The sequence below is a fragment of the Pseudomonas sp. Pse1 genome (assembly GCF_024519635.1).
Taxonomy (GTDB): domain Bacteria; phylum Pseudomonadota; class Gammaproteobacteria; order Pseudomonadales; family Pseudomonadaceae; genus Aquipseudomonas.
The window spans coordinates 282087-306110 of the sequence record NZ_JALJRO010000004.1 but is presented as its reverse complement, the minus strand read 5'-3'; the positions used below and the strand labels follow the sequence as shown (position 1 = coordinate 306110).

At 59.8% G+C, this 24024-nt stretch carries 19 protein-coding genes; 8 read left to right on the top strand and 11 right to left on the bottom strand.

What is annotated here, in order from left to right; genetic code table 11:
- Window positions 1-42: 42 nt before the first annotated feature.
- From bamA to rpsB, 9 genes are all read right to left on the bottom strand, one after another.
- Window positions 43-2433 carry an outer membrane protein assembly factor BamA gene (gene bamA / locus NR126_RS08825; protein WP_027619043.1) on the bottom strand — a complete coding sequence of 797 codons (2391 nt, stop codon included), beginning with the start codon at window positions 2431-2433 and terminating at the stop codon, window positions 43-45.
- A gap of 74 nt (window positions 2434-2507) precedes the next feature.
- Window positions 2508-3860, bottom strand: a complete 1353-nt coding sequence (gene rseP / locus NR126_RS08820; RefSeq protein WP_027619044.1) for a sigma E protease regulator RseP — start codon at window positions 3858-3860, stop codon at window positions 2508-2510.
- Window positions 3861-3914: 54 nt separating this feature from the next.
- Complete coding sequence (ispC, locus tag NR126_RS08815; RefSeq protein WP_027619045.1) at window positions 3915-5105, bottom strand: 1-deoxy-D-xylulose-5-phosphate reductoisomerase; 1191 nt, start codon at window positions 5103-5105, stop codon at window positions 3915-3917.
- Window positions 5102-5908: a phosphatidate cytidylyltransferase gene (locus NR126_RS08810; RefSeq protein ID WP_105755409.1), complete on the bottom strand. Its 807-nt coding sequence runs from the start codon at window positions 5906-5908 to the stop codon at window positions 5102-5104. The genes ispC and NR126_RS08810 overlap by 4 nt, the downstream gene beginning before the upstream one ends.
- Window positions 5908-6663 carry a polyprenyl diphosphate synthase gene (uppS, locus tag NR126_RS08805; protein WP_027619047.1) on the bottom strand — a complete coding sequence of 252 codons (756 nt, stop codon included), beginning with the start codon at window positions 6661-6663 and terminating at the stop codon, window positions 5908-5910. Before uppS ends, NR126_RS08810 begins: the two co-directional genes overlap by 1 nt.
- 13 nt (window positions 6664-6676) lie before the next feature.
- A complete protein-coding gene (gene frr, locus NR126_RS08800) occupies window positions 6677-7234 on the bottom strand; it encodes a ribosome recycling factor (RefSeq protein WP_027619048.1) in 558 nt (185 codons plus the stop codon).
- Window positions 7231-7974, bottom strand: coding sequence for a UMP kinase (gene pyrH, locus NR126_RS08795; protein WP_011059526.1), 744 nt, complete (start codon window positions 7972-7974; stop codon window positions 7231-7233). The genes frr and pyrH overlap by 4 nt, the downstream gene beginning before the upstream one ends.
- Before the next feature lie 210 nt (window positions 7975-8184).
- Entirely contained in the window at window positions 8185-9048 is an 864-nt protein-coding gene (gene tsf / locus NR126_RS08790; RefSeq protein ID WP_027619049.1) for a translation elongation factor Ts, read from the bottom strand.
- A 191-nt stretch (window positions 9049-9239) separates the two neighbouring features.
- Window positions 9240-9977: a 30S ribosomal protein S2 gene (gene rpsB / locus NR126_RS08785; RefSeq protein WP_027619050.1), complete on the bottom strand. Its 738-nt coding sequence runs from the start codon at window positions 9975-9977 to the stop codon at window positions 9240-9242.
- 371 nt (window positions 9978-10348) lie between these two features.
- Here rpsB and map point away from each other — a divergent pair, with 371 nt between their 5' ends.
- The 3 genes from map to dapC are packed head-to-tail and all read left to right on the top strand — an operon-like array spanning window position 10349 to window position 15112.
- Window positions 10349-11131 (top strand): type I methionyl aminopeptidase, encoded by a 783-nt coding sequence (gene map / locus NR126_RS08780; protein ID WP_027619051.1) that lies wholly within the window; start codon window positions 10349-10351, stop codon window positions 11129-11131.
- Window positions 11132-11168: 37 nt separating this feature from the next.
- Window positions 11169-13871 (top strand): [protein-PII] uridylyltransferase, encoded by a 2703-nt coding sequence (locus NR126_RS08775; RefSeq protein WP_027619052.1) that lies wholly within the window; start codon window positions 11169-11171, stop codon window positions 13869-13871.
- Between the two features lie 41 nt (window positions 13872-13912).
- A complete protein-coding gene (dapC, locus tag NR126_RS08770; protein WP_027619053.1) occupies window positions 13913-15112 on the top strand; it encodes a succinyldiaminopimelate transaminase in 1200 nt (399 codons plus the stop codon).
- 6 nt (window positions 15113-15118) lie between these two features.
- Here dapC and NR126_RS08765 read toward each other — a convergent pair whose 3' ends face one another.
- On the bottom strand, window positions 15119-16750 hold the full coding sequence (locus tag NR126_RS08765; protein ID WP_027619054.1) for a Na+/H+ antiporter: 1632 nt from the start codon (window positions 16748-16750) through the stop codon (window positions 15119-15121).
- A 288-nt stretch (window positions 16751-17038) separates the two neighbouring features.
- On the opposite strand from NR126_RS08765, the gene NR126_RS08760 reads away from it, so the two are divergent.
- The 4 genes from NR126_RS08760 to NR126_RS08745 all read left to right on the top strand — a co-directional run bounded on the left by NR126_RS08760 (window position 17039) and on the right by NR126_RS08745 (window position 20152).
- Window positions 17039-17347, top strand: a complete 309-nt coding sequence (locus tag NR126_RS08760; RefSeq protein WP_256830058.1) for an arsenate reductase — start codon at window positions 17039-17041, stop codon at window positions 17345-17347.
- Window positions 17348-17380: 33 nt separating this feature from the next.
- The gene (gene dapD, locus NR126_RS08755) at window positions 17381-18415 is read left to right on the top strand and encodes a 2,3,4,5-tetrahydropyridine-2,6-dicarboxylate N-succinyltransferase (RefSeq protein WP_027619056.1); all 1035 of its coding nucleotides are present in this window, start codon (window positions 17381-17383) and stop codon (window positions 18413-18415) included.
- A gap of 127 nt (window positions 18416-18542) precedes the next feature.
- A complete protein-coding gene (locus tag NR126_RS08750) occupies window positions 18543-19748 on the top strand; it encodes an aminotransferase class V-fold PLP-dependent enzyme (RefSeq protein WP_105755036.1) in 1206 nt (401 codons plus the stop codon).
- Window positions 19745-20152 carry a SufE family protein gene (locus NR126_RS08745; RefSeq protein ID WP_256830032.1) on the top strand — a complete coding sequence of 136 codons (408 nt, stop codon included), beginning with the start codon at window positions 19745-19747 and terminating at the stop codon, window positions 20150-20152. The genes NR126_RS08750 and NR126_RS08745 overlap by 4 nt, the downstream gene beginning before the upstream one ends.
- A gap of 153 nt (window positions 20153-20305) precedes the next feature.
- On the opposite strand, the gene tcdA is transcribed toward NR126_RS08745, so the two are convergent.
- Entirely contained in the window at window positions 20306-21118 is an 813-nt protein-coding gene (gene tcdA / locus NR126_RS08740) for a tRNA cyclic N6-threonylcarbamoyladenosine(37) synthase TcdA (RefSeq protein WP_027619059.1), read from the bottom strand.
- Window positions 21119-21337: 219 nt separating this feature from the next.
- On the opposite strand from tcdA, the gene NR126_RS08735 reads away from it, so the two are divergent.
- Complete coding sequence (locus tag NR126_RS08735; protein ID WP_105755037.1) at window positions 21338-23929, top strand: glycosyltransferase; 2592 nt, start codon at window positions 21338-21340, stop codon at window positions 23927-23929.
- Window positions 23930-24024 lie beyond the last annotated feature (95 nt).

Below are 24024 nucleotides of genomic sequence, written 5' to 3'. Positions count from 1 at the left end.
GCACTCCTACAAAATCCATTGTCGTTATCTTGGGTCAGACGCTTAGAACGTCTGGCCGAGGGAAAATTGGAACACTTGGGTTTCAGCGTTATCAGGCTTCTTCACCGGCATCGCCAGGGCAAAACTCAACGGACCCAATGCGGTCACCCAGGTCACGCCAACACCGACGGAGCTTGCCATGTTGCTCAGGCTGACATCGTTGCACTGCGTATTCGACTTGGAGACGCCGTTGCCGTTGGTGCTCTGGTCACACTTGGAATCAAACACATTACCCACATCCCAGAACAGCGAAGTACGCAGCGAACGCTGATCCTTGACGAATGGCAACGGGAACAGCAGTTCCGCACCACCCTGGATCAGGACGTTACCACCAAACGGCAATGGATCCTGGTCCGGGTCGGCCAACGTGCCCTGGTTACCGGTTTGGCCAACACCACGGCTCGGGGTACTGCGTGGACCGAGGGTGCTGTCCTTGAAGCCACGAACCGAGTTGAAACCACCAGCATAGTAGTTTTCATAGAATGGCAAGCCATCCGTCGAACCATAACCATCACCGTAGCCCAGCTCGGTGTGGAAGCGCATGGTGTAGTTGTCGCTCAATGGGGTGAACAACTGGCCACGGTAGTCGAGCTTGAAGAACGACAGGTCGCTGCCCGGCACGGTGGTTTCCAGGGTGATGCTCTGCGCATGACCACGGGTCGCCAGCACGCCTTTGTTCAGGGTCGATTCGGACCAGCCGGCAGACGCCTTGAAGTTCAGGTATTGATCGCCCTCACGGTTAACGAAGTCGAAGATTTCGTCGACGGTGTAGTTACCGGTCTTGATCTTGTCCTGTTGCGCGTTCAAGCCGAAAGTCAGACGCGAAGTCTCGCTGATCGGGTAGCCCACGCTGACACCGGCACCCAGGCTGTCAACGGAGTAGCTGGATACGTCGGTATCGAGCTCATCGTAGTCAGTGGTGCGGTAGAACGCGTTGTAACCCAGGCTCACACCGTCAGCAGTCCAGTAGGGGTCGACATAACCGAAGTTATAGCGGCTCTGGTATTCGCTGCGGGTCAGGCCGATGCTGACCTTGTTACCGGTACCCAGGAAGTTGTTCTGGGTAATCGAACCACCGAGGATCAAACCGGCGCTCTGGGCAAAACCGACGCTGGCGGTGATCGAACCGGAAGCCTGCTCTTCCACGCTGTAGTTCACGTCAACCTGGTCATCGACACCTGGCACGGCCGGTGTCTCGACGTTAACTTCCTTGAAGAAGCCCAGACGCTCCAGGCGGGTCTTGGACTGGTCGATCAGGTAGGTCGAAGCCCAGCCGCCTTCCATCTGGCGCATTTCACGACGCAGTACTTCGTCTTCGGACTTGGTGTTGCCACGGAAGTTGATACGGTTCACATAGGCGCGCTTGCCTGGATCCACCACAAAGGTGATGTCCACAGTGTGGTCGTCATCGTGTGGCTGAGGCACGCCGTTGACGTTAGCGAAGGTATAACCCTCGTTACCCAGGCGACGGGTGATCAATTCGGAAGTGGTGGTCATCAGCTTGCGCGAGAACACCTGGCCTTTCTGCACCAGCAACAGCGCCTTGACCTGGTCTTCAGGCACTTTCAGGTCACCGCTGAGCTTCACGTCACGCACGTTGTACTTCTGGCCTTCGGTGACGTTGACGGTGATGTAGACGTGTTTCTTGTCCGGGGTGATGGATACCTGGGTCGAAGCGATATCCATGTTGATATAGCCACGGTCCAGGTAGTAGGAACGCAGGCGCTCCAGGTCACCGGAGAGTTTTTCACGGGCATACTTGTCGTCGTTCTTGAAGAACGACAACCAGTTGGTGGTCTTCAGTTCGAACAGGTCGGTCAGGTCATCCTCGGGGAAAACCGTGTTACCCACCACGTTGATGTGCTGGATCGCGGCAACGGTGCCTTCGTTGATGTTGACCTTCAGGCCCACGCGGTTGCGTGGCTGAGGGACGACTTCGGTATCAACGGTCGCCGAGTAGCGGCCTTGAGCCACGTACTGACGTTGCAACTCGTTACGCACGCCTTCAAGGGTCGCACGCTGGAAGATCTCGCCTTCGGCCAGACCAGACTGTTTCAGGCCTTTCATCAGGTCTTCGGTGGAGATCGCCTTGTTGCCTTCGATCTCGATACTGGCTACCGACGGACGCTCGACTACCGTGATGACAAGGACGTTGCCATCACGACCCAGCTGGATATCCTGGAAGAACCCGGTTTTGAACAGCGCACGAGTGGACTCGACCAGACGACGGTCATCAGCCTGTTCACCAACGTTCAACGGCAAGGCACCAAAGACGCTACCTGCGGATACCCGCTGGAGGCCGTTGACACGAATATCGGAGATAGTGAAGGACTCGGCGTGAACTTCGGCGATCATCAATACGGAGAGAACCGCAGTTAGCAGCAGACGTTTCATGAAGTCCTTTCTTATTCCAACTGGCAATAAACAAACTGCCGCAAAATGCGGCAGATTCGCAATTCAGCGAAGCGTTACAGTCGACCCAGATCATTGACCAGAGCAAGAAGCATCACTCCGACCACCAAACTGATACCGATCTGTATCCCCCAACCTTGCACCCGATCCGACAAGGGACGACCACGCGCCCACTCGATCAGATAAAACAACAGATGCCCCCCATCCAGTACAGGAATGGGCAACAAATTCAGAACCCCCAGGCTAATACTCAGATAAGCAAGGAAATTCAGGAAATCAGCGACGCCCGACTGGGCAGAAGCGCCCGCCACTTTAGCAATGGTTATCGGTCCGCTCAAGTTTTTTACCGAGAGCTCGCCGAACAACATTTTCTTCAGCGAGTCGAGGGTCAGCACGCTCATGGTCCAGGTGCGGCGAGCACCTTCACCAATGGCTGCCAGCGGGCCATAACTGACCTCACGAATCATCGTTGGTGGCCAATCGACAGCCTTGACCCCTGCACCCAGGTATCCGGTGGCTGCCTTGCCGTCGCCGCGCGCCGCCAGGGTAACCGGCACATCAATTTGTGCACCATCACGTTCGACGTGCAGCAGAACCTTGGTTTCAGGACGCACCCGAACCCAATCCACCACCTGCTGCCAATCGGTCAGCGCCTGGCCATCCAGCGCCAGCAGACGATCGCCTGTTTGCAGACCAGCCGCCTGCGCCGGGCCTTTTGGATCAAGCTCGGCCAATACTGGCGGCAGGGCCGGGCGCCATGGACGAATCCCCAGCGAGCGAATCGGATCGGGTTCATCGGCACCTTTGAGCCAATTATCCAGAATCAGTTCCTTGGGCGAGTCGGCACTCGAGCCCTCGTCGCGGACCAGCACCTGCACCGATCCGCTTTCACCGAGGCGGCGCACCAGTTGCAGATTGACCGCCGCCCAGCCGGACGTGCGCTCGCCATCGACGGCGACGATTTCCTGCCCCGGATTTAAGCCCGCCTTGGCGGCGATACTGCCGACCTCGACCGCACCGATCACCGGACGCACCTGCTCGCTACCGAGCATTGCCAGGACCCAGAAAAACACCAGCGCGAGCATGAAGTTGGCGATCGGGCCAGCAGCAACAATGGCAATGCGCTGACGAACGGTCTTGCGATTGAACGATTGATCGAGCTGATCTGCGGGAACTTCGCCTTCACGCTCATCGAGCATTTTCACGTAGCCACCCAACGGGATGGCCGCGATCACGAATTCCGTGCCCCGACGGTCGTGCCAGCGCAGCAGGGGCATACCGAAGCCGACGGAAAAACGCAGAACCTTGACGCCACAGCGACGCGCAACCCAAAAATGGCCGAATTCATGGAATGTGACCAGCACGCCCAGAGCCACCAGGGTGCCGACAATCATATAGAGCGCGCTCATCTACTTTTCTCCGCATTCCTAAACAGCGCTGCCGCGTGCACTCTGCCGCAGCACTTATCGCCCGTGACGACGCAACCAATGCTCGGCCAGCTCACGCGCCTTGCCGTCCGCCGTGAAAACGGCATCCAGATCGTCGACCGCTACCACTGGCTCAAGATTCAACACTTCCTCGATGATACTCGCGATCTCCAGGTAACGGACACGCCCATCGAGAAACGCCGCAACCGCGACCTCATTTGCCGCATTCAACATTGCCGGCGCGCTGTTGCCAGCCTCCGCCGCCTGACGTGCCAGGCGCAAACAAGGGAAGCGCTCCTCATCAGGCGCCTGGAAATCCAGGCGGGCCACGGCAAACAGATCCAGTGGCGGCACCCCGGAATCAATCCGCTGCGGCCACGCCAGGGCATTGGCAATCGGTGTGCGCATGTCAGGATTACCCAACTGGGCCAACACCGAGCCATCGACGTAATCGACCAGCGAGTGAATCACGCTCTGGGGATGGATCACCACTTCGACCTGAGACGGCTTGGCATCGAACAGCCAGCAGGCTTCAATCAGTTCAAGCCCCTTGTTCATCATGCTCGCGGAGTCGACCGAAATCTTGCGCCCCATCGACCAGTTGGGATGGGCGCACGCCTGATCCGGAGTGACATGTTCGAGCTCAACCAGGGGAGTTTGTCGGAAGGGACCGCCAGAGGCCGTCAGCAGAATCCGCCGCACCCCCACACTACTCAGCCCACGAGAAAAATCCGTCGGCATGCATTGAAAAATCGCATTGTGCTCACTGTCGATCGGCAATAACACCGAGCCACTTTTGTGCACTGCCTGCATGAACAGGGCGCCGGACATCACCAGCGCCTCTTTATTGGCCAGCAGAATCTTCTTGCCAGCCTCGACCGCGGCCAGGGTCGGACGCAAACCCGCCGCCCCGACAATCGCCGCCATCACCGCGTCGACTTCAGCGTCGGAGGCAACCTGGCACAGCCCCTCCTCACCTATCAGCACACGCGTAGGCAACCCCGCCGCACGCAAATCATCCTGCAGGCGACGACCGGCCACCGCCTCGGGCACCACCGCGAAACGCGGCACATGGCGAATACACAGGGCCAGCAACTCGCTCAGGCGCGAATAGCCGCTCAGGGCAAAGACTTGATAGCGTTCGGGATGTCGAGCGATGACGTCCAGGGTGCTCAGACCGATGGAACCGGTAGCACCCAATACGGTGATCTGTTGAGGACGGCTCACGGCGCCGCCATCCACAGCAATACGGCAAACACCGGAATCGCGGCAGTCAGGCTGTCGATGCGATCGAGAACGCCACCGTGACCGGGCAGCAGATTACTACTGTCTTTGATGCCCGCTTGACGCTTGAACATGCTTTCGGTCAAATCACCCACCACCGAGATAAACACAATGATGGCCGCACCGATCAAACCCTTGAGCGCATCAGCCAGGGACCAGTCCCGCACCAGACCAACAATGAGGGTGATGACCAGACTCAACGCCAGACCACCGTACACCCCCTCCCAGCTCTTGCCAGGACTTACCATTGGCGCCAGCTTGCGCTTGCCGAAGGCTCGACCGGAGAAGTAGGCGCCAATATCGGCACCCCACACCAGTACCATGACCGCCATGATCAACCAATTACCCAGCGGGTACTGCTTGATCATCACCAGCCCCTGCCAGGCCGGCAGCAGGATCAACAAGCCAATGACCAGCTTGCAGGCCGCGCTGGACCAATGCTCACTGGTACGGGGATAGGTCAGCACCAGGAAGGTGGCGACACCCCACCACAGTACGGCTGCCCCCAACACCCACGGTGCCAGGCCCTGCTCCAAATGCATGACAAACAGCATGGCTGCCACCACCACTGCATAGCCAACACGCATGGACTGGGCTTCGAAACCCGCCAGGCGCGCCCATTCCCAGGCACCAAGGGTTACGACCAACCCTATGAACAGGGCAAAACCGGAACCTTCCAGCAGGAAGAAACCGCACAGGGCGATAGGCAACAGGATGAGTGCTGTGATGATTCGTTGTTTAAGCATTAAACCCGGGCTCCAGCTTCAACCTGTTCGCTCGTTTTACCAAAGCGACGCTGGCGAGAAGCGAAATCGGCCAGCGCGGTGCGCATGGCTTCGTGTTTGAAGTCCGGCCAGAACAGGTCGGAGAAATACAACTCGGAGTACGCCAACTGCCACAACAGGAAGTTGCTGATGCGGTGCTCACCACCGGTGCGGATACACAGGTCCGGCAACGGCAGATCACCGGTGGACAGACAGGTTTGCAACAGCCCGGGAGTGATGTCGTCCGGCCTCAAATGGCCAGCCTGAACCTCACGCGCCAGGCGTTGTGCAGCCTGGGCAATATCCCACTGACCACCGTAATTGGCGGCAATTTGCAGGACAAAACGATTGGTGCCCGCAGTCATCGCCTCAGCTTCACGCATGGCCGCCTGAAGTTCGGGATGAAAACGCGAACGGTCACCGATGATGCGCAGGGTGATGTTGTTTTCATTGAGGCGCTTGGCCTCGCGACGCAACGCCTTGAAGAACAGCTCCATCAAGGCGCTGACCTCATCGGCCGGACGCTGCCAGTTCTCACTGGAAAAGGCGAACAGAGTCAGTACTTCGACCCCTGACTCGGCACAGACCTCGATGACGGCACGCACCGCATCGACACCTGCCTTGTGCCCGGCAACGCCGGGCAGGAAACGTTTTTTTGCCCAGCGATTATTGCCGTCCATGATGATCGCGACATGTCGCGGCACCGAGGACAGCGCAGGCTGCTTGGTCTTTTCCATGAAAAGGTGACCCTTATACGGCCATCAGGTCTTTTTCTTTCTCTTCCGTGGCCTTGGTGATCTGAGCCTCGGCGTCTTTGGTCAGCTTGTCGATATCAGCGACGGCACGGCGCTCTTCGTCTTCGCTGATTTCCTTGTCCTTGACCAGCTTCTTCAAGTCACCCAATGCATCACGACGAATGTTGCGCACGGCGACACGAGCATCTTCGGCTGCGCTGCGCGCCTGCTTGGTGAAGCCCTTACGGGTCTCTTCGGTCAGGGCAGGCATGGAAATCAACAGCAACTCGCCCAAGTTGGTCGGATTGAGGTTCAGGCCAGCACTCTGGATCGCTTTGTCGACGGCAGCGAGCATGTTGCGCTCGAAGGCCACGACTTGCAGGGTCCGGGAGTCTTTTACAGTAATGTTGGCGACTTGAGTGATCGAAGTGTCCGCACCGTAGTACGGCACCATCACGCTACCCAGAATGCTTGGGTGAGCCTTACCGGTACGAATCTGACCAAATGCGTGGTTCAGAGAGTCCAGGGATTTCTGCATGCGCTCTTGAGCGTCTTTCTTGATTTCATTGATCATTGTTCGCCTTCCTCGATCAGAGTCCCTTCAGCGCCGCCGTGTACGATATTCAGCAGGGCGCCGGGCTTGTTCATGTTAAATACGCGCAGCGGCATCTTGTGGTCGCGGCACAGGCAGATTGCGGTCAGGTCCATGACGCCCAGCTTGCGATCCAGTACTTCATCGTAGGTCAGATGATCGAACTTCTCGGCATGCGGGTCTTTGAATGGATCTGCAGTGTACACACCGTCGACCTTGGTTGCCTTCAACACAACATCAGCGTCGATCTCGATCGCGCGCAAGCAGGCGGCCGAATCGGTGGTGAAGAACGGGTTCCCGGTACCGGCAGCGAAGATCACCACTTCCTTGGAGTTCAGGTGACGCATGGCTTTGCGGCGATCATAGTGATCGGTCACGCCCACCATGGAAATAGCCGACATCACGATGGCCGAGATATTGGCGCGCTCCAGCGCATCGCGCATGGCCAGGGCGTTCATCACAGTGGCCAGCATGCCCATGTGGTCGCCTGTTACCCGATCCATGCCAGCTGCACTCAGTGCCGCACCGCGGAACAGGTTGCCGCCACCGATCACCAGGCCCACCTGGACGCCGATACCAACGAGTTGACCGACTTCCAGCGCCATGCGATCGAGGACCTTGGGGTCGATCCCGAACTCTTCGGACCCCATGAGGGCCTCGCCGCTAAGCTTGAGTAGAATGCGTTTATAGCGAGCCTGATAACCACTGCCCTGCTGAGCCATTGCGAATCTCTCCTGCGGCGTATTTTAAAAATTCTTTGCTGGCTGGTTTACAGCCGGCGTTCAATCCAGCTTGACGCTATCACAGCGCCATCGGAACACGGCTTTGTAAGCCAGTTCCGCCAGGAAACCAAATAAATTGGCCTCCCCATCTGAAAAGAGGCTGCGCGCGTGAGCGGGCAGCCTCTTCAGGGCGACAGTTGAAAAACTGTCTTACTGCTTGGCAGCAGCCAGTTGTGCAGCAACTTCTTCAGCGAAGTTGTCCACTGGCTTCTCGATGCCTTCGCCTACTTTGAAGTAAGTGAAGGAAACGATTTCAGCGCCGGCCTTCTTGGCCAGCTCGCCAACCTTGACTTCAGGGTTCTTGACGAACGCTTGCTCAACCAGGCTCGCTTCAGCCAGGAACTTGCTGATGCGACCCTTGATCATGTTTTCAACGATGTTTTCTGGCTTGCCGGCGATCTTGTCGGCGTTCAGGCTCAGGAACACGGCTTTTTCGCGCTCGATGGCTTCGGCAGACACTTCCGATGGCAGCAGGAACTCAGGGTTGCTGGCCGCTACGTGCATGGCGATGTCTTTAGCCAGCTCAACAGTGCCGCCTTTCAGGACAACAGCTACGCCGATCTTGTTGCCGTGCAGGTAACCACCAACCACGTCACCTTCAACGCGAACCAGGCGACGGATGTTGACGTTTTCGCCAACCTTGCCGACCAGGACCAGACGATCTGCTTCTTGAGCTTCGATCAGCGGAGCGACGTCAGTCAGCTTGTCAGCAAACGCTTTTTCAACGCTGGCAGCAACGAATGCCTTGAAGTCGTCCTGCAGAGCCAGGAAGTCGGTCTGCGAGTTCACTTCCAGCAGGACTGCGGATTTACCGTCTTCCTTCAGTGCGATAGCGCCTTCAGCAGCAACGTTACCGGCTTTCTTGGCAGCCTTGATGGCGCCCGAAGCGCGCATATCATCAATGGCTTTTTCGATGTCGCCGCCAGCCTTGGTCAAGGCTTTTTTGCAGTCCATCATGCCTTCGCCAGTACGCTCGCGCAGTTCTTTAACCAACGCTGCAGTAATCTCTGCCATTTCAAAATTCCTCTTGGATAGGTTATCAACCATTCCACCCGATCGAACGGGCGTTCAATTCTTCCCCGAACCACCCTTGTTAGCTGCCGCACGTTACAAAAAAGGCAGTGGGCGCCGACAAATGGTTTTCGAGGTGGCAAAAAGGGGGCCAAGCCCCCTTTTTGCTTACTGAGTCAACGCCAAGGCGTCAATTACTCAGCGGCAGCTGCCGGAGCTTCTTCAACGAAAACTTCGGTGGCGCCAGCAACGTTGTTGCGACCACGGATTACAGCGTCAGCCATCGAACCCATGTACAGCTGGATAGCGCGGATTGCGTCATCGTTGCCTGGGATGATGTAGTCAACGCCTTCCGGGCTGCTGTTGGTATCGACTACGCCGATAACCGGGATGCCCAGCTTGTTGGCTTCGGTGATCGCGATGCGCTCGTGATCAACGTCGATAACGAACAGTGCGTCAGGCAGACCGCCCATGTCCTTGATACCACCCAGGGAACGATCGAGCTTTTCCAGGTCACGGGAGCGCATCAGCGCTTCTTTCTTGGTCAGCTTGGCGAAAGTACCGTCTTCGGCCTGGACTTCAAGGTCACGCAGACGCTTGATGGAAGCACGGATGGTTTTGAAGTTGGTCAGCATGCCGCCCAACCAGCGGTGATCGACGTACGGCGAACCGCAACGCGCTGCTTCTTCAGCAACGATCTTGCCAGCGGAACGCTTGGTGCCGACGAACAGAATCTTGTTTTTGCCCTGGGCCAGACGCTCTACGAAAGTCAGAGCTTCGTTGAACATTGGCAGGGTTTTTTCAAGGTTGATAATGTGAATCTTGTTGCGCGCGCCGAAAATGTACTTGCCCATTTTCGGGTTCCAGTAACGGGTCTGGTGACCGAAGTGCACACCGGCCTTCAGCATATCGCGCATGTTGACTTGGGACATGATAGTTCCTTAATAAGTCGGGTTTGGCCTCCACGTATCCCAATGACCAACCAGCAGCTTCAGCTGAAGGCACCCAGGTCATCGTGTCGACACGTGTGTGGATTTAAGCTTTTCGGGGCATCCCCGGAAAGCGGCGCATTTTATACCATAGCGAGGCGTAAAACGGAACCCGGATTCTCAAAAGCAAGCGCACGCCGCCTTGGCAGCCCTTGGAATCGCCCGATAATGCACCTATCAATACAGAGAAGCGTTGCAGGCAGCCACGGTATTGCCCCGATCGTCTGGTAGAATCGCGTTTTTCGGGGCTGCGAGCCGCTACGCACAGCACCCATTCCGTATAGAAAGCGCCACTGAGCGTAGAGAGAGCCTGTATGACCGTCACCCTCAAAACCCCAGAGGACATCGCCAAAATGCGCATCGCCGGCAAGCTCGCCGCCGACGTTTTGGAAATGATTGCCGAACATGTCAAGCCCGGTATCACCACCGAAGAGCTTGACCGCATCTGCCACGACTACATCGTCAACGAGCAGAAGGCCATCCCTGCCCCCCTCAACTATAAAGGCTTCCCGAAGTCGATCTGCACCTCGATCAACCACGTGGTCTGCCACGGTATCCCCAACGAAAAACCGCTGAAGGATGGCGACACCCTGAACATCGACGTCACGGTGATCAAGGACGGCTACCACGGCGACACCAGCCGCATGTTCCATGTCGGCACAGTACCCGTCTGGGCCGAGCGCCTGTCGCAGGTCACCCAGGAATGCATGTACAAGGCCATCGAACTGGTCAAGCCTGGCTGCCGCTTGGGTGATATTGGTGAAGTAATCCAGAAACACGCCGAAAAGAACGGCTTCTCGGTGGTCCGCGAATTCTGCGGCCACGGCATCGGCAAAGTGTTTCACGAAGAGCCGCAGATCCTGCACTACGGCCGCGCGGGCACCGGCATGGAACTGCAAGCCGGCATGACCTTCACCATCGAGCCGATGATCAATCAGGGCAAGGCCGACACCAAGGTGCTTGGCGACGGCTGGACCGCCATCACCAAGGACCGCAAACTTTCGGCCCAGTGGGAGCACACCCTGCTGGTCACCGAAACGGGCTACGAGATCTTCACTCTGCGCAGCGATGACACCATCCCACGCGTTTCAGCCTGAGTCACTGCTCCCAGCCTTATAGAAGGAAAGCCAATCGATGCCGCAGGTGGATCCCGAACTGTTTGACCGCGGCCAGTTCCAGGCTGAACTGGCCCTGAAGGCAAGCCCTATCGCGGCCTTCAAGAAGGCCATCCGCCAGGCCCGCGAAGTGCTCGACACGCGCTTTCGGGCGGGCCGCGACATCCGCCGACTGATCGAGGATCGTGCCTGGTTCGTCGACAACATCCTGCAGAAGGCCTGGGAACAGTTCACCTGGAGCAAAGACGCCGACATCGCCCTGGTTGCAGTAGGCGGTTATGGACGGGGCGAGCTGCATCCTTACTCCGATATCGACTTGCTGATCCTGCTGGACAGCGCCGATCACGAAATTTTCCGGGATTCCATCGAGCGCTTTCTCACACTGCTATGGGACATTGGCCTGGAAGTCGGCCAGAGCGTACGCTCGGTCGAGGAATGCGCTCAGGAAGCGCGTGCCGACCTCACCGTCGTCACCAACCTGATGGAGAGCCGCACCATTGCTGGCCCCGAGCGTCTGCGCCAGCGCATGCTCGACGTCACCAGCACCCAGCACATGTGGCCGGCCAAGGAGTTTTTCCTGGCCAAGCGTGCCGAACAAAAGGCCCGTCACCACAAGTACAACGACACCGAATACAACCTGGAACCGAACGTCAAAGGCTCGCCCGGTGGCCTGAGGGATATCCAGACCATTCTCTGGGTAGCCCGCCGCCAATACGGCACCTTGAATCTGCATGCCTTGGCCGGCGAAGGCTTCCTGGTGGAAAGCGAAAATGCCCTGCTGGCCTCCTCCCAGGAGTTCCTCTGGAAAGTCCGGTATGCCCTGCACATGCTGGCCGGACGCTCCGAAGACCGCCTGCTGTTTGACCATCAGCGCTCAATTGCCGGCCTGCTTGGCTTTGAAGGCGAAGACGCGAAACACGCCATCGAAAACTTCATGCAGCAGTACTACCGCGTGGTCATGAGCATCGCCCAGCTCAGCGACCTGATCATCCAGCACTTCGAGGAAATCATCCTCGCGCCGGAGGATGAAGCGCCGCCACAACCAATCAATTCACGTTTCCAATTGCATGACGGCTACATCGAAGCGATCAACAACAACGTATTCAAGCGTACGCCGTTCGCCATGCTGGAGATCTTCGTGTTGATGGCCCAGCAGCCGGAAATCAAAGGGGTGCGCGCCGATACGGTTCGCCTGCTGCGAGAAAACCGGCACCTGATCGATGACGATTTCCGCAACGACATTCGCAACACCAGCCTGTTCATCGAGCTGTTCAAGTGCAAGATCGGCATCCATCGCAACCTGCGGCGCATGAATCGCTACGGCATCCTCGGACGCTACTTGCCGGAATTCGGCTTGATTGTCGGGCAAATGCAGCATGACCTGTTCCATATCTACACGGTCGACGCCCACACCCTGAACCTGATCAAACACCTGCGTAAGCTGCAGTACACCCAGGTGTCGGAGAAATTCCCGCTGGCCAGCAAGACCATGGCCAACCTGCCCAAGCCCGAGCTGATCTATCTGGCCGGGCTGTACCACGACATTGGCAAAGGCCGGCACGGCGATCACTCGGACATCGGCGCGGTGGATGCCGAGGCCTTCTGCCAGCGCCATCAACTGCCGGCCTGGGACAGCCGGCTGATCGTCTGGCTGGTGCAAAACCACCTGGTAATGTCGACCACCGCCCAGCGCAAGGACCTCTCCGACCCGCAGGTCATCCACGATTTTGCACAAGTAGTCAGCGACGAAACCCGCCTCAACTACCTTTACGTGCTGACGGTTGCGGATATCAATGCCACCAACCCCACGCTATGGAACTCCTGGCGTGCCAGCCTGCTGCGCCAGCTGTATACCGAAACCAAGCGCGCCCTGCGTCGCGGCCTGGAAAACCCGGTGGACCGTGAAGAGCAGATCCGCCAGACCCAAAGCGCCGCCCTCGATATTCTGGTGCGCGGCGGTACCGATCCGGATGACGTGGAGCAGTTGTGGTCGCAACTGGGCGACGACTATTTCCTGCGCCATACCGCCGGCGACGTGGCCTGGCACAGCGATGCGATCCTCCAGCAACCGTCCGACGGCGGCCCCCTGGTGCTGATCAAGGAAACCACCCAGCGCGAGTTCGAGGGTGGCACGCAGATTTTCATCTACGCCCCTGACCAACACGATTTCTTCGCCGTGACCGTGGCCGCGATGGACCAGCTCAACCTGAACATCCACGACGCCCGGGTCATTACCTCCACCAGCCAGTTCACCCTCGACACCTACATTGTGCTCGACACCGACGGCGACTCGATCGGCGACAATCCGACCCGGGTCAAGCAGATTCGCGACGGCCTGACTGAAGCCCTGCGCAACCCGGATGACTACCCAACCATCATCCAGCGCCGCGTCCCACGCCAGCTCAAGCACTTTGCCTTCGCGCCCCAGGTGACGATCCACAACGACGCCCATCGCCCGGTGACCGTACTCGAGCTCAGCGCGCCGGATCGCCCGGGATTGCTGGCGCGAATCGGCGGGATATTCCTCGAGTTCGACCTGTCGCTGCAAAACGCCAAGATTGCGACCCTGGGCGAGCGGGTCGAAGACGTATTCTTCATCACCGACGCCGACAACCAGCCGTTGTCCGACCCGCAACTGTGCAGCCGCCTGCAGGATGCGATCGTCGAGCAACTGAGCGTCAGCCCCGAATCCGATGTCAAACTGTCGCGCATCAGTTTCTGATACACGCCTGATTTAACTGCTTTGATCGAGACCCCGCACCGATGAACAACGCTCTGAACCAGCTCCAGCCTTACCCGTTCGAGAAACTGCGCGCCCTGCTCGGTGCGGTCACACCCAACCCGGACAAACGCCCGATTGCCCTGTCCATCGGTGAGCCAAAGCACCGTTCGCCGGAGTTCGTCGCCCAGGCCCTGGCCAACAGCCTCGACCAGATGGCGGTGTACCCGACCACCCTGGGCCTGCCTGCGCTGCGTGAAGCGATCGGCGGCTGGTGCGAGCGTCGCTTCAATGTTCCGGCTGGCTGGATCGATCCGGCGCGTAACGTGCTGCCGGTCAACGGCACCCGTGAGGCGCTGTTTGCCTTTACCCAGACCGTGGTCAACCGTGGCGAAGACGCGCTGGTGGTCAGCCCCAATCCGTTCTATCAGATCTACGAAGGGGCGGCGTTCCTGGCTGGCGCCAAGCCACACTACTTGCCGTGCCTCGATGAGAACGGCTTCAACCCGGACTTCGATGCGGTGTCGCCCGAGATCTGGCAGCGCTGCCAGATTTTGTTCCTGTGCTCGCCAGGCAACCCGACCGGCGCGCTGATTCCGGTCGACACCCTGAAAAAACTGATCGCCCTGGCGGACGAATACGACTTCGTGATCGCCGCCGACGAGTGCTACAGCGAACTCTACTTCGACGAACAGACGCCACCGCCAGGCCTGCTCAGCGCCTGCGTGGAACTGGGCCGTCAAGACTTCAAACGCTGCGTGGTGTTCCACAGCCTGTCCAAGCGCTCCAACTTGCCAGGCCTGCGCTCAGGGTTTGTCGCAGGCGATGCCGACATCCTCAAGGGCTTCCTGCTGTACCGCACCTACCACGGCTGCGCCATGCCGGTGCAAACCCAACTGGCCAGCGTCGCTGCCTGGAATGACGAAGATCACGTGCGCGACAACCGCTCGCTGTACCGCGAGAAGTTCGACGCGGTGCTGGAGATCCTCGCCCCGGTGCTCGACGTCCAGCGTCCGGACGGCAGCTTCTACCTGTGGCCGAACGTCGAGGGTGACGATGCCGCGTTCTGCCGCGACCTGTTTGTCGAGGAACACGTGACCGTGGTCCCGGGCTCTTACCTGTCCCGCGAAGTCGACGGTTTCAACCCCGGTGCCGGACGCGTGCGCATGGCCCTGGTTGCGCCGCTGGCTGAGTGCGTCGAAGCCGCCGAGCGGATTCGCGCGTTTATCCAGCGGCGCCGCTGATCCGCCCTACTTCACCGCCCCCAGGTTGGCCTCACTCAAGTCCAGGTCAGCCAACACCTCGCGCAGCACGTCATCACCGATCTGGTGTTGACGGCTGAGCCGGTACAATTCCAGACGCTGGGCGCGCAAGGCGTTCAGGCGCATGCGCCGCTCCAGTAAATCCATCTGAAAGGCCAGCGCCTGGGCTTCGGCCGAGTCGTTGAACACGTCCAGTTGATGCCGATATTCGGACATGATCCGCGCCTTGAGTTCCGCCGCCAACGCAGCCTGCGCCGCGTCCTGCGGGTTAACCTCCTGCGCTTCGAGTGCATGAATCGCCGCCTCGGCCGTCTTGCGCCAGGCTTCACGCACCTCTTGCAGGCGTTTTTCGTCAGGGCTTTGCTCAATCCCCCGCAGCAGGATCGGCAAGGCAATACAGGCCGTCACCAGCGACAGCAGAATCACCCCGGCAGCGATGAAAATCAGCAAGTCACGTTCCGGAAAGTCGGCGCCACTGAGCAGCAGCGGCACCGACATCACACCCGCCAGGGTCACCGCACCGCGAACCCCACCCAGCGTCAGCAGCCAGCATGAGCGCGCGGTCGGTACCAATGTCAACTCGCCCTTGCCGCGCCAGCGCCGCAGCCAACCGTACAGGCGCCAGATGCTCTGCACCCAGACATAGCGCAGCACCAACAACACGGCGAAGATCGCCAGCACCGCCAATGCGCGATAGAACAGCGTCGGCCACAGCGAGCTTTCGTGACTGACCACTGCCTTGATGATGTCCGGCAGTTGCAGGCCCAGCAGCAGGAAAATCAGGCCGTTGAAGGCGAATTCCAGCAGCGACCAGACGCTGCGATTGAGTAAACGGGTACTGGTCTGGCGCGGCAGCAGGTCGAGCCAGCTCTGCATCATCCCCGCCGCCACCGCCGACAGAATCCCCGAGGCGCCAAGGCGTTCGGCCAGCACATAGGCGGCAAACGGCAGCAGCAACATGAACACCACGTGGGTCGCCGGATCGTCCCAGCCCCGGGCAATCATCCAGGCCCGCAAACGCCCCACCAGCCAGCTCAGGGCCACCCCCACCAACAGCCCACCGATGGCCACCAGCAAGAAGGTCAGGCTGGCGTTGGCCAGGGAAAACGCGCCGGTAATCGCCGCCGCCAGGGCGAACTTGAAAGTCACCAGGCCCGTTGCGTCGTTCATCAAGGCCTCGCCCTGGAGCATGTGCATCAGGGGCGTAGGCAGACGATTCTGGGTGATCGCCGAGACTGCCACGGCGTCGGTCGGCGACAACACCGCCGCCAGCGCAAAGGCCACCGGCAGCGGAATGCTTGGCAGCAACCAATGAATGAAGTACCCGGCGCCGACCACCGTGAACAGCACCAGCCCGACAGCCAGGGTCAGGATCGGCCCGCGCAACTTCCACAACTCACGCTTGGGCATCCGCCAGCCATCGGAGAACAACAGCGGCGGCAGGAACAGAAACAAAAACAGCTCGGGATCGAGGGCCACGTGCAGTCCCAGCGTCGGCCAGGCCAGCAGCGCACCCGCAGTGATCTGCACCAACGGCAGCGGCAGCGGAATCAATCGACCGAGCAGACGCGAGAGGCTGACCAGCATCAGCAGAATGAGGACGGTGTAGGCGGTTTGCATAAAACAGGATTCCCGATCAATCGACATGCAACAGCAGGTAACAGGCAACGAGTTGCCGTCGAAGTGCCATATTAGACACTTAAGCTGTTGCCTGACCGTTGCACAAAGGTCGCACCCGCCCGGGTAACTTGTCGCACAATTGTTCAATCCGGCCCGCCGCCGACGCCGAATCCGCTCGGTCGTGGCATAATCCGTCACCTTTTAATCCCGACACCTCCAAAGGGGGGCAATTCCTTGACCGCTTCAAGCAAAACGTTGCACCTTTTCGGCATCAAAGCCTGCGACACCATGAAAAAGGCGCGCACCTGGCTCGATGAAAACGCTGTCAGCTTTGATTTTCACGACTACAAAACGGCCGGAATCGACCGTGAACACCTGACCCAGTGGTGCAATGAGCACGGCTGGCAAGTGGTGCTTAACCGTGCAGGCACGACCTTTCGCAAACTCGACGACGAACACAAAGCCGATCTCGACCAGACGAAAGCAATCGAACTGATGCTGGCACAACCCTCGATGATCAAGCGCCCGGTGCTCGATCTCGGTGACCGAACCCTGATTGGCTTCAAGCCAGATATCTACGCGGCCGCTCTCAAGTAAGGCAGCCCGTTCATCTTTTTTAGAGGTAATTGCATGTCCACTACTCTGTTCAGCGTCGCCTTCGGTGTCGGTACCCAAAATCGCCAGGGCGCATGGCTGGAAGTGTTCTACGCACAGCCATTGCTCAACCCGTCGGCCGAACTGGTCGCCGCCGTTGCACCGATTCTCGGCTACGGCGAAGGCAACCAGGCGATCGCGTTCAGCAACGCCCAGGCGGCACAACTGGCTGAAGTACTGAAGTCGGTTGACGCCACTCAGGCCGCCCTCCTGACTCGCCTGGCAGAAAGCCACAAGCCGCTGGTCGCCACCCTGCTGGCCGAAGACGCCGCCCTGAGCTCCACCCCTGAGGCCTACCTCAAGCTGCACCTGCTGTCTCACCGTCTGGTCAAGCCTCACGGCCTGAACCTGACCGGCATTTTCCCGCTGCTGCCAAACGTAGCCTGGACCAGCCAAGGCGCCATCGACCTTGCCGAACTGGCCGAGCATCAACTGGAAGCCCGCCTGCGCGGCGACTTGCTGGAAGTGTTCTCGGTGGACAAGTTCCCGAAAATGACTGACTACGTGGTACCGGCTGGCGTGCGTATCGCAGATGCCGCCCGCTTGCGCCTGGGCGCCTATGTCGGCGAAGGCACCACCGTGATGCACGAAGGTTTCGTCAACTTCAACGCCGGCACCGAAGGCCCGGGCATGATCGAAGGTCGCGTCTCGGCCGGCGTGTTCGTTGGCAAGGGTTCGGACCTGGGCGGCGGTTGCTCGACCATGGGTACCCTGTCCGGTGGCGGCAACATCGTGATCAAGGTCGGTGAAGGCTGCCTGATCGGCGCCAACGCCGGTATCGGCATTCCGTTGGGCGATCGCAATACCGTCGAGTCGGGCCTGTACGTCACCGCCGGCACCAAAGTCGCGCTGCTGGACGAGAACAACAACCTGGTCAAAGTGGTCAAGGCCCGTGAGCTGGCTGGCCAGACCGACCTGTTGTTCCGCCGTAACTCGGAGACGGGTGCCGTGGAATGCAAAACCCACAAATCGGCCATCGAACTGAACGAAGCGTTGCACGCTCACAACTAATACCGTCCCAATGTGGCAACGAACCTGCTCGTGAAGCTTTTGGTGTCCTTGAGGACGCCATCGCGAGCAGGCTCGCTCCTACAGGGTTCGGCGTAAATCCCGCCCATCTTCACCAGGGCCAGAAACCGTGATGATTGCCTCCCCCTGGCGCGCCGATTTTCCGGCCATCGCCGCCCTGCAACGGCAGGACCAGACCTATCTGGACAGCGCCGCCACCACCCAGAAACCCCAAGCCCTGCTCGACGCGCTGACGCATTACTACGCCAACGGCGCAGCCAATGTGCATCGTGCCCAGCACCTGCCCGGCGCCCATGCCACCCAGGCATTCGAAGACAGCCGCAGCAAAGTTGCCCACTGGCTTAATGCCGGTGACAGCGGGCAGATCATCTTCACCCACGGCGCCACCTCGGCGCTGAACCTCCTGGCCTATGGCCTTGAGCAACAATTCACGGCGGGCGATGAGATTGTCATCAGCGCCCTGGAACACCACGCCAACCTGCTGCCCTGGCAGCAACTGGCAAAACGTCGCGAGCTGAAACTGGTGGTCCTGCCACTGGATACCGACGGCCTGATCGACCTCGATGCCGCCGCCACGCTGATCGGCCCACGCACCCGCCTGCTTGCCGTCAGCCAACTGTCCAACGTCCTCGGCGCCTGGCAGCCGCTGGCACCCTTGTTGGCGCTGGCCAAGGCACACGGCACGCTAACCGTGGTCGATGGCGCCCAGGGCGTGGTCCACGGTCGCCACGACGTGCAGGCCCTGGGTTGCGACTTCTACGTCTTTTCCAGTCACAAGCTCTACGGCCCGGACGGGCTGGGCGTCGTCTTCGCCCGAAACTCCGCGCTGAGCCAGTTGCAGCACTGGCAATTCGGCGGGGAAATGGTGCTCGATGCCAATTACCACGACGCCCGCTTTCGCTCCGCACCACTAGGCTTCGAAGCGGGCACGCCGCCGATTGCCAGCGTGATCGGCCTCGGCGCAACCCTGGATTACCTGGCCGGTCTCGATCAGGCCGCCGTCACCGCCCACGAAGCCGCGCTGCATGACTACTTGCTGCGTGGCCTGCAGGCGCGCAACGGCATCCGCCTGCTGGGCAAGCCGCAACTGGCCCTGGCCAGTTTTGTCGTCGATGGCGTGCATAACGCCGACCTGGCGCACCTGCTCACGGAACAGGGCATCGCCGTGCGTGCCGGTCATCACTGCGCCATGCCGTTGCTGAAAAGCTTCGAACTGGCCGGCGCCATTCGCGTATCGCTGGCGCTGTACAACGACTCCGACGACCTCGAACGCTTCTTCGAAGCCCTCGACCAGGCACTGGAGCTGTTGCGATGACCCTACCCGCCGACGCCGTCACCGCCCTCGCCACCTTCCAGGCCGCCGCCGGCTGGGAACAACGGGCCCGCCTGCTGATGCAATGGGGCGACCGCCTGCCGCCCATGCGCGACGCCGACAAAACCGAGGCCAATCGGGTACACGGCTGTGAAAGCCAGATGTGGCTGGTGGGCGCCTTACACGACGGCCACTGGCAATTCAACGCTGCCAGCGACGCACGCTTGATCCGCGGCTTGGTGGCACTGCTGCTGGCGCGGGTCAACGGCCTGTCCAGTGCCGAGTTGCAACAGGTGGACTTGCCGGGCTGGTTCGAGCAGTTGGGGCTCAGCCGCCAGTTATCGCCGTCGCGTAGTAATGGGTTGAATGCGGTTTTGCAGCGGATAAGGGAATTGGCTGCTCAATAAAGGACGGCTCGTGAGTCGATCTCAAAACCTGTGGGAGCCCGCCTGCTGGCGATGGGGCCTGCCACCACACCGCATAAACTTCATCGCTAGCAGCGGAGCGCCGCCCGGGCTTCTCCCACATAGGGCGAGGTGCGTTCGAAGCCACGACGCCGATTAAACTGCGGGCTTGACCCTATCCGCCGGCCGCCTTACCCCCGCCACAATCTTATCCACCGCCTTGGTCGCCGCCACCATGCCGAAGGTCGCGGTGACCATCATTACCGCACCAAAGCCGCCGGCGCAGTCCAGTTTCACACCGTCGCCGACAAAACTCTTCTGCAGGCAGATGCTGCCATCGGGTTTGGGGTAGCGCAGTTGCTCGGTGGAAAACACGCAGGGCACGCTGTAGTGGCGGGTCACGGTGCGCGAGAAGTTGTATTCGCGGCGCAGGGTGGAGCGCACTTTCGAGGCCAGCGGGTCGTTGAAGGTGCGGTTCAGGTCGCAGACCTGGATCAGCGTCGGGTCGATCTGCCCGCCCGCGCCGCCGGTGGTGATGATCTGGATCTTGCGCCGCTTGCACCAGGCAATCAGCGCCGCCTTGGCGTTGACGCTGTCGATGCAGTCGATCACGCAATCGATATTCGGCGTGATGTACTCGGCCATGGTTTCCCGGGTGACGAAGTCCGGCACCGCATGCACGGTGCAGTCCGGGTTGATCCCGCGCAGACGTTCGGCCATGACCTCGACCTTCGGTTTGCCCACCGTGCTGTCGAGGGCGTGCAACTGGCGATTGGCGTTGCTGACGCAAACATCGTCGAGGTCGAACAGGGAAATCTCACCCACCCCGCAACGGGCGATGGCTTCCGCCGCCCAGGAGCCAACGCCGCCCACCCCGACGATCGCCACGTGAGCGGCCCGCAAGCGGTCCAGGCCTTCGATGCCATACAAGCGGGCGATGCCAGCAAACCGCGGATCTTCTGTACTCATGACCACTACCCTTAAAACCGGCGCGCATTATAGGGGAACCGGGCGACAAGTTTTAACCTTCAGGGCATAAGTGTAAGAACTTATGTGAAAGTCGGCTGCCAAATGCCAGACACCACCCTGTCCGCTGTACGGTCAGGGAAAGCCCAGTGTAGGATGCGCGCCCTTTGGCCGTATGCCGAACGTCCCCTCGTTCCACTCCTTTTGGAACCCGAAATAGCCATGTCATCGCGTAAATTTGGACTCAACCTCGTGGTAGTGCTGGCAATCGCCGCACTGTTCACCGGTTTCTGGGCGCTGATCAACCGCCCGGTCACGACCCCCAACTGGCCTGAACAAATCTCCGGTTTTTCCTACTCGCCGTTTCAGCAAGGCCAGTTCCCACAGAAGAACCAATATCCGTCCGACGATGAAATGCGCCGCGACCTGGAGATCATGAGCAAGCTGACGGACAACATCCGCACTTACTCGGTCGACGGCAGCCTGGAAGACATCCCGAAACTGGCGGAAGAATTCGGTCTGCGAGTGACCCTGGGGATCTGGATCAGCCCGGATCAGGAGCGCAACGAGCGCGAGATCCAGCGCGCCATCGAAATCGCCAACACCTCGCGCAGCGTGGTGCGGGTGGTGGTCGGCAACGAAGCGATCTTCCGCAAGGAAATCACTGCCGAGCAGCTTAGTGTGTTGCTGGATCGGGTACGCGCTGCGGTCAAGGTACCGGTCACTACGTCCGAGCAATGGCACGTCTGGGAAGAACACCCGGAACTGGCCAAGCACGTCGACCTGATCGCCGCACACGTCCTGCCCTACTGGGAATTTATTCCGGTGGATCAGGCCGGGCAATTCGTCCTCGACCGCGCCCGCGACCTGAAGAAAATGTTCCCGAAGAAACCACTGTTGCTGTCCGAAGTGGGCTGGCCGAGCAACGGTCGCATGCGTGGCGGTGCTGATGCCTCGCCAGCGGACCAGGCGATTTACCTGCGCACCCTGGTGAACAAGCTCAACCGTCAGGGCTTCAACTACTTCGTAATCGAAGCCTTCGACCAACCCTGGAAAGCCAGCGACGAAGGTTCGGTCGGCGCCTACTGGGGCGTATTCAACGCCGCACGCCAGCAGAAATTCAACTTTGAAGGGCCGGTGGTCGCGATCCCGCAATGGCGCGTACTGGCCATCGGCTCGGTGGTACTGGCGCTGCTCTCGCTGACCTTGTTGATGATCGACGGCTCGGCCCTGCGCCAGCGCGGCCGGACCTTCCTGACCTTCATCGCGTTCCTCTGCGGATCGGTGCTGGTGTGGATCGGTTACGACTACAGCCAGCAATACAGTACCTGGTTCAGTCTCACCGTCGGCTTCCTGCTCGCCCTCGGCGCCCTCGGGGTATTTATCGTGTTGCTCACCGAGGCCCACGAGTTGGCCGAGGCGGTATGGATTCACAAACGCCGTCGGGAATTCCTGCCGGTTGAAGGGGATTCGACCTACAGGCCCAAAGTGTCGATTCATGTGCCCTGCTACAACGAGCCGCCGGAGATGGTCAAACAGACCCTCAATGCCCTGGCCAACCTCGACTATCCGGATTTCGAAGTCCTGATCATCGACAACAACACCAAGGACCCGGCCGTCTGGGAACCGGTGCAGGCTTACTGCGCGACCCTCGGCCCACGCTTCAAATTCTTCCATGTCGCGCCACTGGCCGGTTTCAAGGGCGGTGCGCTGAACTACCTGATCCCGCATACCGCCAAGGACGCCGAAGTGATCGCGGTGATCGACTCCGACTACTGCGTACATCCGAACTGGCTCAAACATATGGTGCCGCACTTCGCCGACCCGAAAATCGCCGTGGTGCAGTCACCGCAGGACTATCGCGACCAGAACGAAAGCACCTTCAAGAAGCTCTGCTACGCCGAGTACAAGGGTTTCTTCCATATCGGCATGGTCACCCGCAATGACCGCGATGCGATCATCCAGCACGGCACCATGACCATGACCCGCCGCTCAGTGCTCGAAGAGCTGGGCTGGGCCGACTGGTGCATCTGTGAAGACGCCGAGTTGGGTTTGCGGGTGTTCGAGAAAGGCCTGTCGGCGGCGTACTACCACGACAGCTACGGCAAGGGCCTGATGCCCGACACCTTTATCGACTTCAAGAAACAGCGTTTCCGCTGGGCCTACGGCGCGATCCAGATCATCAAGCGTCACACCGCCAGCCTGATCCGTGGCAAGGACACCGAGCTGACCCGTGGCCAGCGCTACCACTTCCTCGCGGGCTGGCTGCCGTGGGTGGCAGATGGCATGAACATCTTCTTCACCGTCGGCGCGCTGCTGTGGTCGGCGGCGATGATCATCGTGCCGCACCGGGTCGATCCACCGCTGCTGATCTTCGCTATCCCGCCATTGGCACTGTTCGTGTTCAAAGTCGGCAAGATCATTTTCCTCTACCGTCGCGCGGTCGGGGTCAATCTCAAGGACGCGTTCTGCGCCGCGCTGGCCGGCCTGGCGCTGTCCCATACGATTGCAAAAGCGGTGCTGTACGGGTTCTTTACCAGCAGCATTCCGTTCTTCCGCACCCCGAAAAATGCTGACAATCATGGCTTCTGGGTGGCTATTTCGGAAGCCCGCGAAGAGCTGTTCATCATGCTGCTGTTGTGGGGCGCCGCGCTGGGGATCTTCCTGGTCCAGGGCTTGCCGAGCAACGACATGCGCTTCTGGGTCACCATGCTGCTGGTGCAGTCGCTGCCGTACCTGGCGGCGCTGATCATGGCATTCCTGTCGTCGCTGCCAAAACCTGAGGTTGCCGCGCAAACCGCAGCTGCCAGCTAAATCTGCAGCGATCCACCAAACGGCGGCCAAAGGTCGCCGTTTTGCTTTAAGATAACCGCCATTTTGCGGGGCTTGGCGTGATCTCGATCCCTGTG

What these genes read in the sequence shown, in the direction of transcription:
- bamA (WP_027619043.1), bottom strand. Translation starts at nt 2,433, where the DNA reads ATGAAACGTCTGCTGCTAACTGCGGTTCTCTCCGTATTGATGATCGCC.
- rseP (WP_027619044.1), bottom strand. Translation starts at nt 3,860, where the DNA reads ATGAGCGCGCTCTATATGATTGTCGGCACCCTGGTGGCTCTGGGCGTG.
- NR126_RS08810 (WP_105755409.1), bottom strand. Translation starts at nt 5,908, where the DNA reads ATGCTTAAACAACGAATCATCACAGCACTCATCCTGTTGCCTATCGCC.
- uppS (WP_027619047.1), bottom strand. Translation starts at nt 6,663, where the DNA reads ATGGAAAAGACCAAGCAGCCTGCGCTGTCCTCGGTGCCGCGACATGTC.
- frr (WP_027619048.1), bottom strand. Translation starts at nt 7,234, where the DNA reads ATGATCAATGAAATCAAGAAAGACGCTCAAGAGCGCATGCAGAAATCC.
- pyrH (WP_011059526.1), bottom strand. Translation starts at nt 7,974, where the DNA reads ATGGCTCAGCAGGGCAGTGGTTATCAGGCTCGCTATAAACGCATTCTA.
- tsf (WP_027619049.1), bottom strand. Translation starts at nt 9,048, where the DNA reads ATGGCAGAGATTACTGCAGCGTTGGTTAAAGAACTGCGCGAGCGTACT.
- rpsB (WP_027619050.1), bottom strand. Translation starts at nt 9,977, where the DNA reads ATGTCCCAAGTCAACATGCGCGATATGCTGAAGGCCGGTGTGCACTTC.
- map (WP_027619051.1), top strand. Translation starts at nt 10,349, where the DNA reads ATGACCGTCACCCTCAAAACCCCAGAGGACATCGCCAAAATGCGCATC.
- NR126_RS08775 (WP_027619052.1), top strand. Translation starts at nt 11,169, where the DNA reads ATGCCGCAGGTGGATCCCGAACTGTTTGACCGCGGCCAGTTCCAGGCT.
- dapC (WP_027619053.1), top strand. Translation starts at nt 13,913, where the DNA reads ATGAACAACGCTCTGAACCAGCTCCAGCCTTACCCGTTCGAGAAACTG.
- NR126_RS08765 (WP_027619054.1), bottom strand. Translation starts at nt 16,750, where the DNA reads ATGCAAACCGCCTACACCGTCCTCATTCTGCTGATGCTGGTCAGCCTC.
- NR126_RS08760 (WP_256830058.1), top strand. Translation starts at nt 17,039, where the DNA reads ATGAAAAAGGCGCGCACCTGGCTCGATGAAAACGCTGTCAGCTTTGAT.
- dapD (WP_027619056.1), top strand. Translation starts at nt 17,381, where the DNA reads ATGTCCACTACTCTGTTCAGCGTCGCCTTCGGTGTCGGTACCCAAAAT.
- NR126_RS08745 (WP_256830032.1), top strand. Translation starts at nt 19,745, where the DNA reads ATGACCCTACCCGCCGACGCCGTCACCGCCCTCGCCACCTTCCAGGCC.
- tcdA (WP_027619059.1), bottom strand. Translation starts at nt 21,118, where the DNA reads ATGAGTACAGAAGATCCGCGGTTTGCTGGCATCGCCCGCTTGTATGGC.
- NR126_RS08735 (WP_105755037.1), top strand. Translation starts at nt 21,338, where the DNA reads ATGTCATCGCGTAAATTTGGACTCAACCTCGTGGTAGTGCTGGCAATC.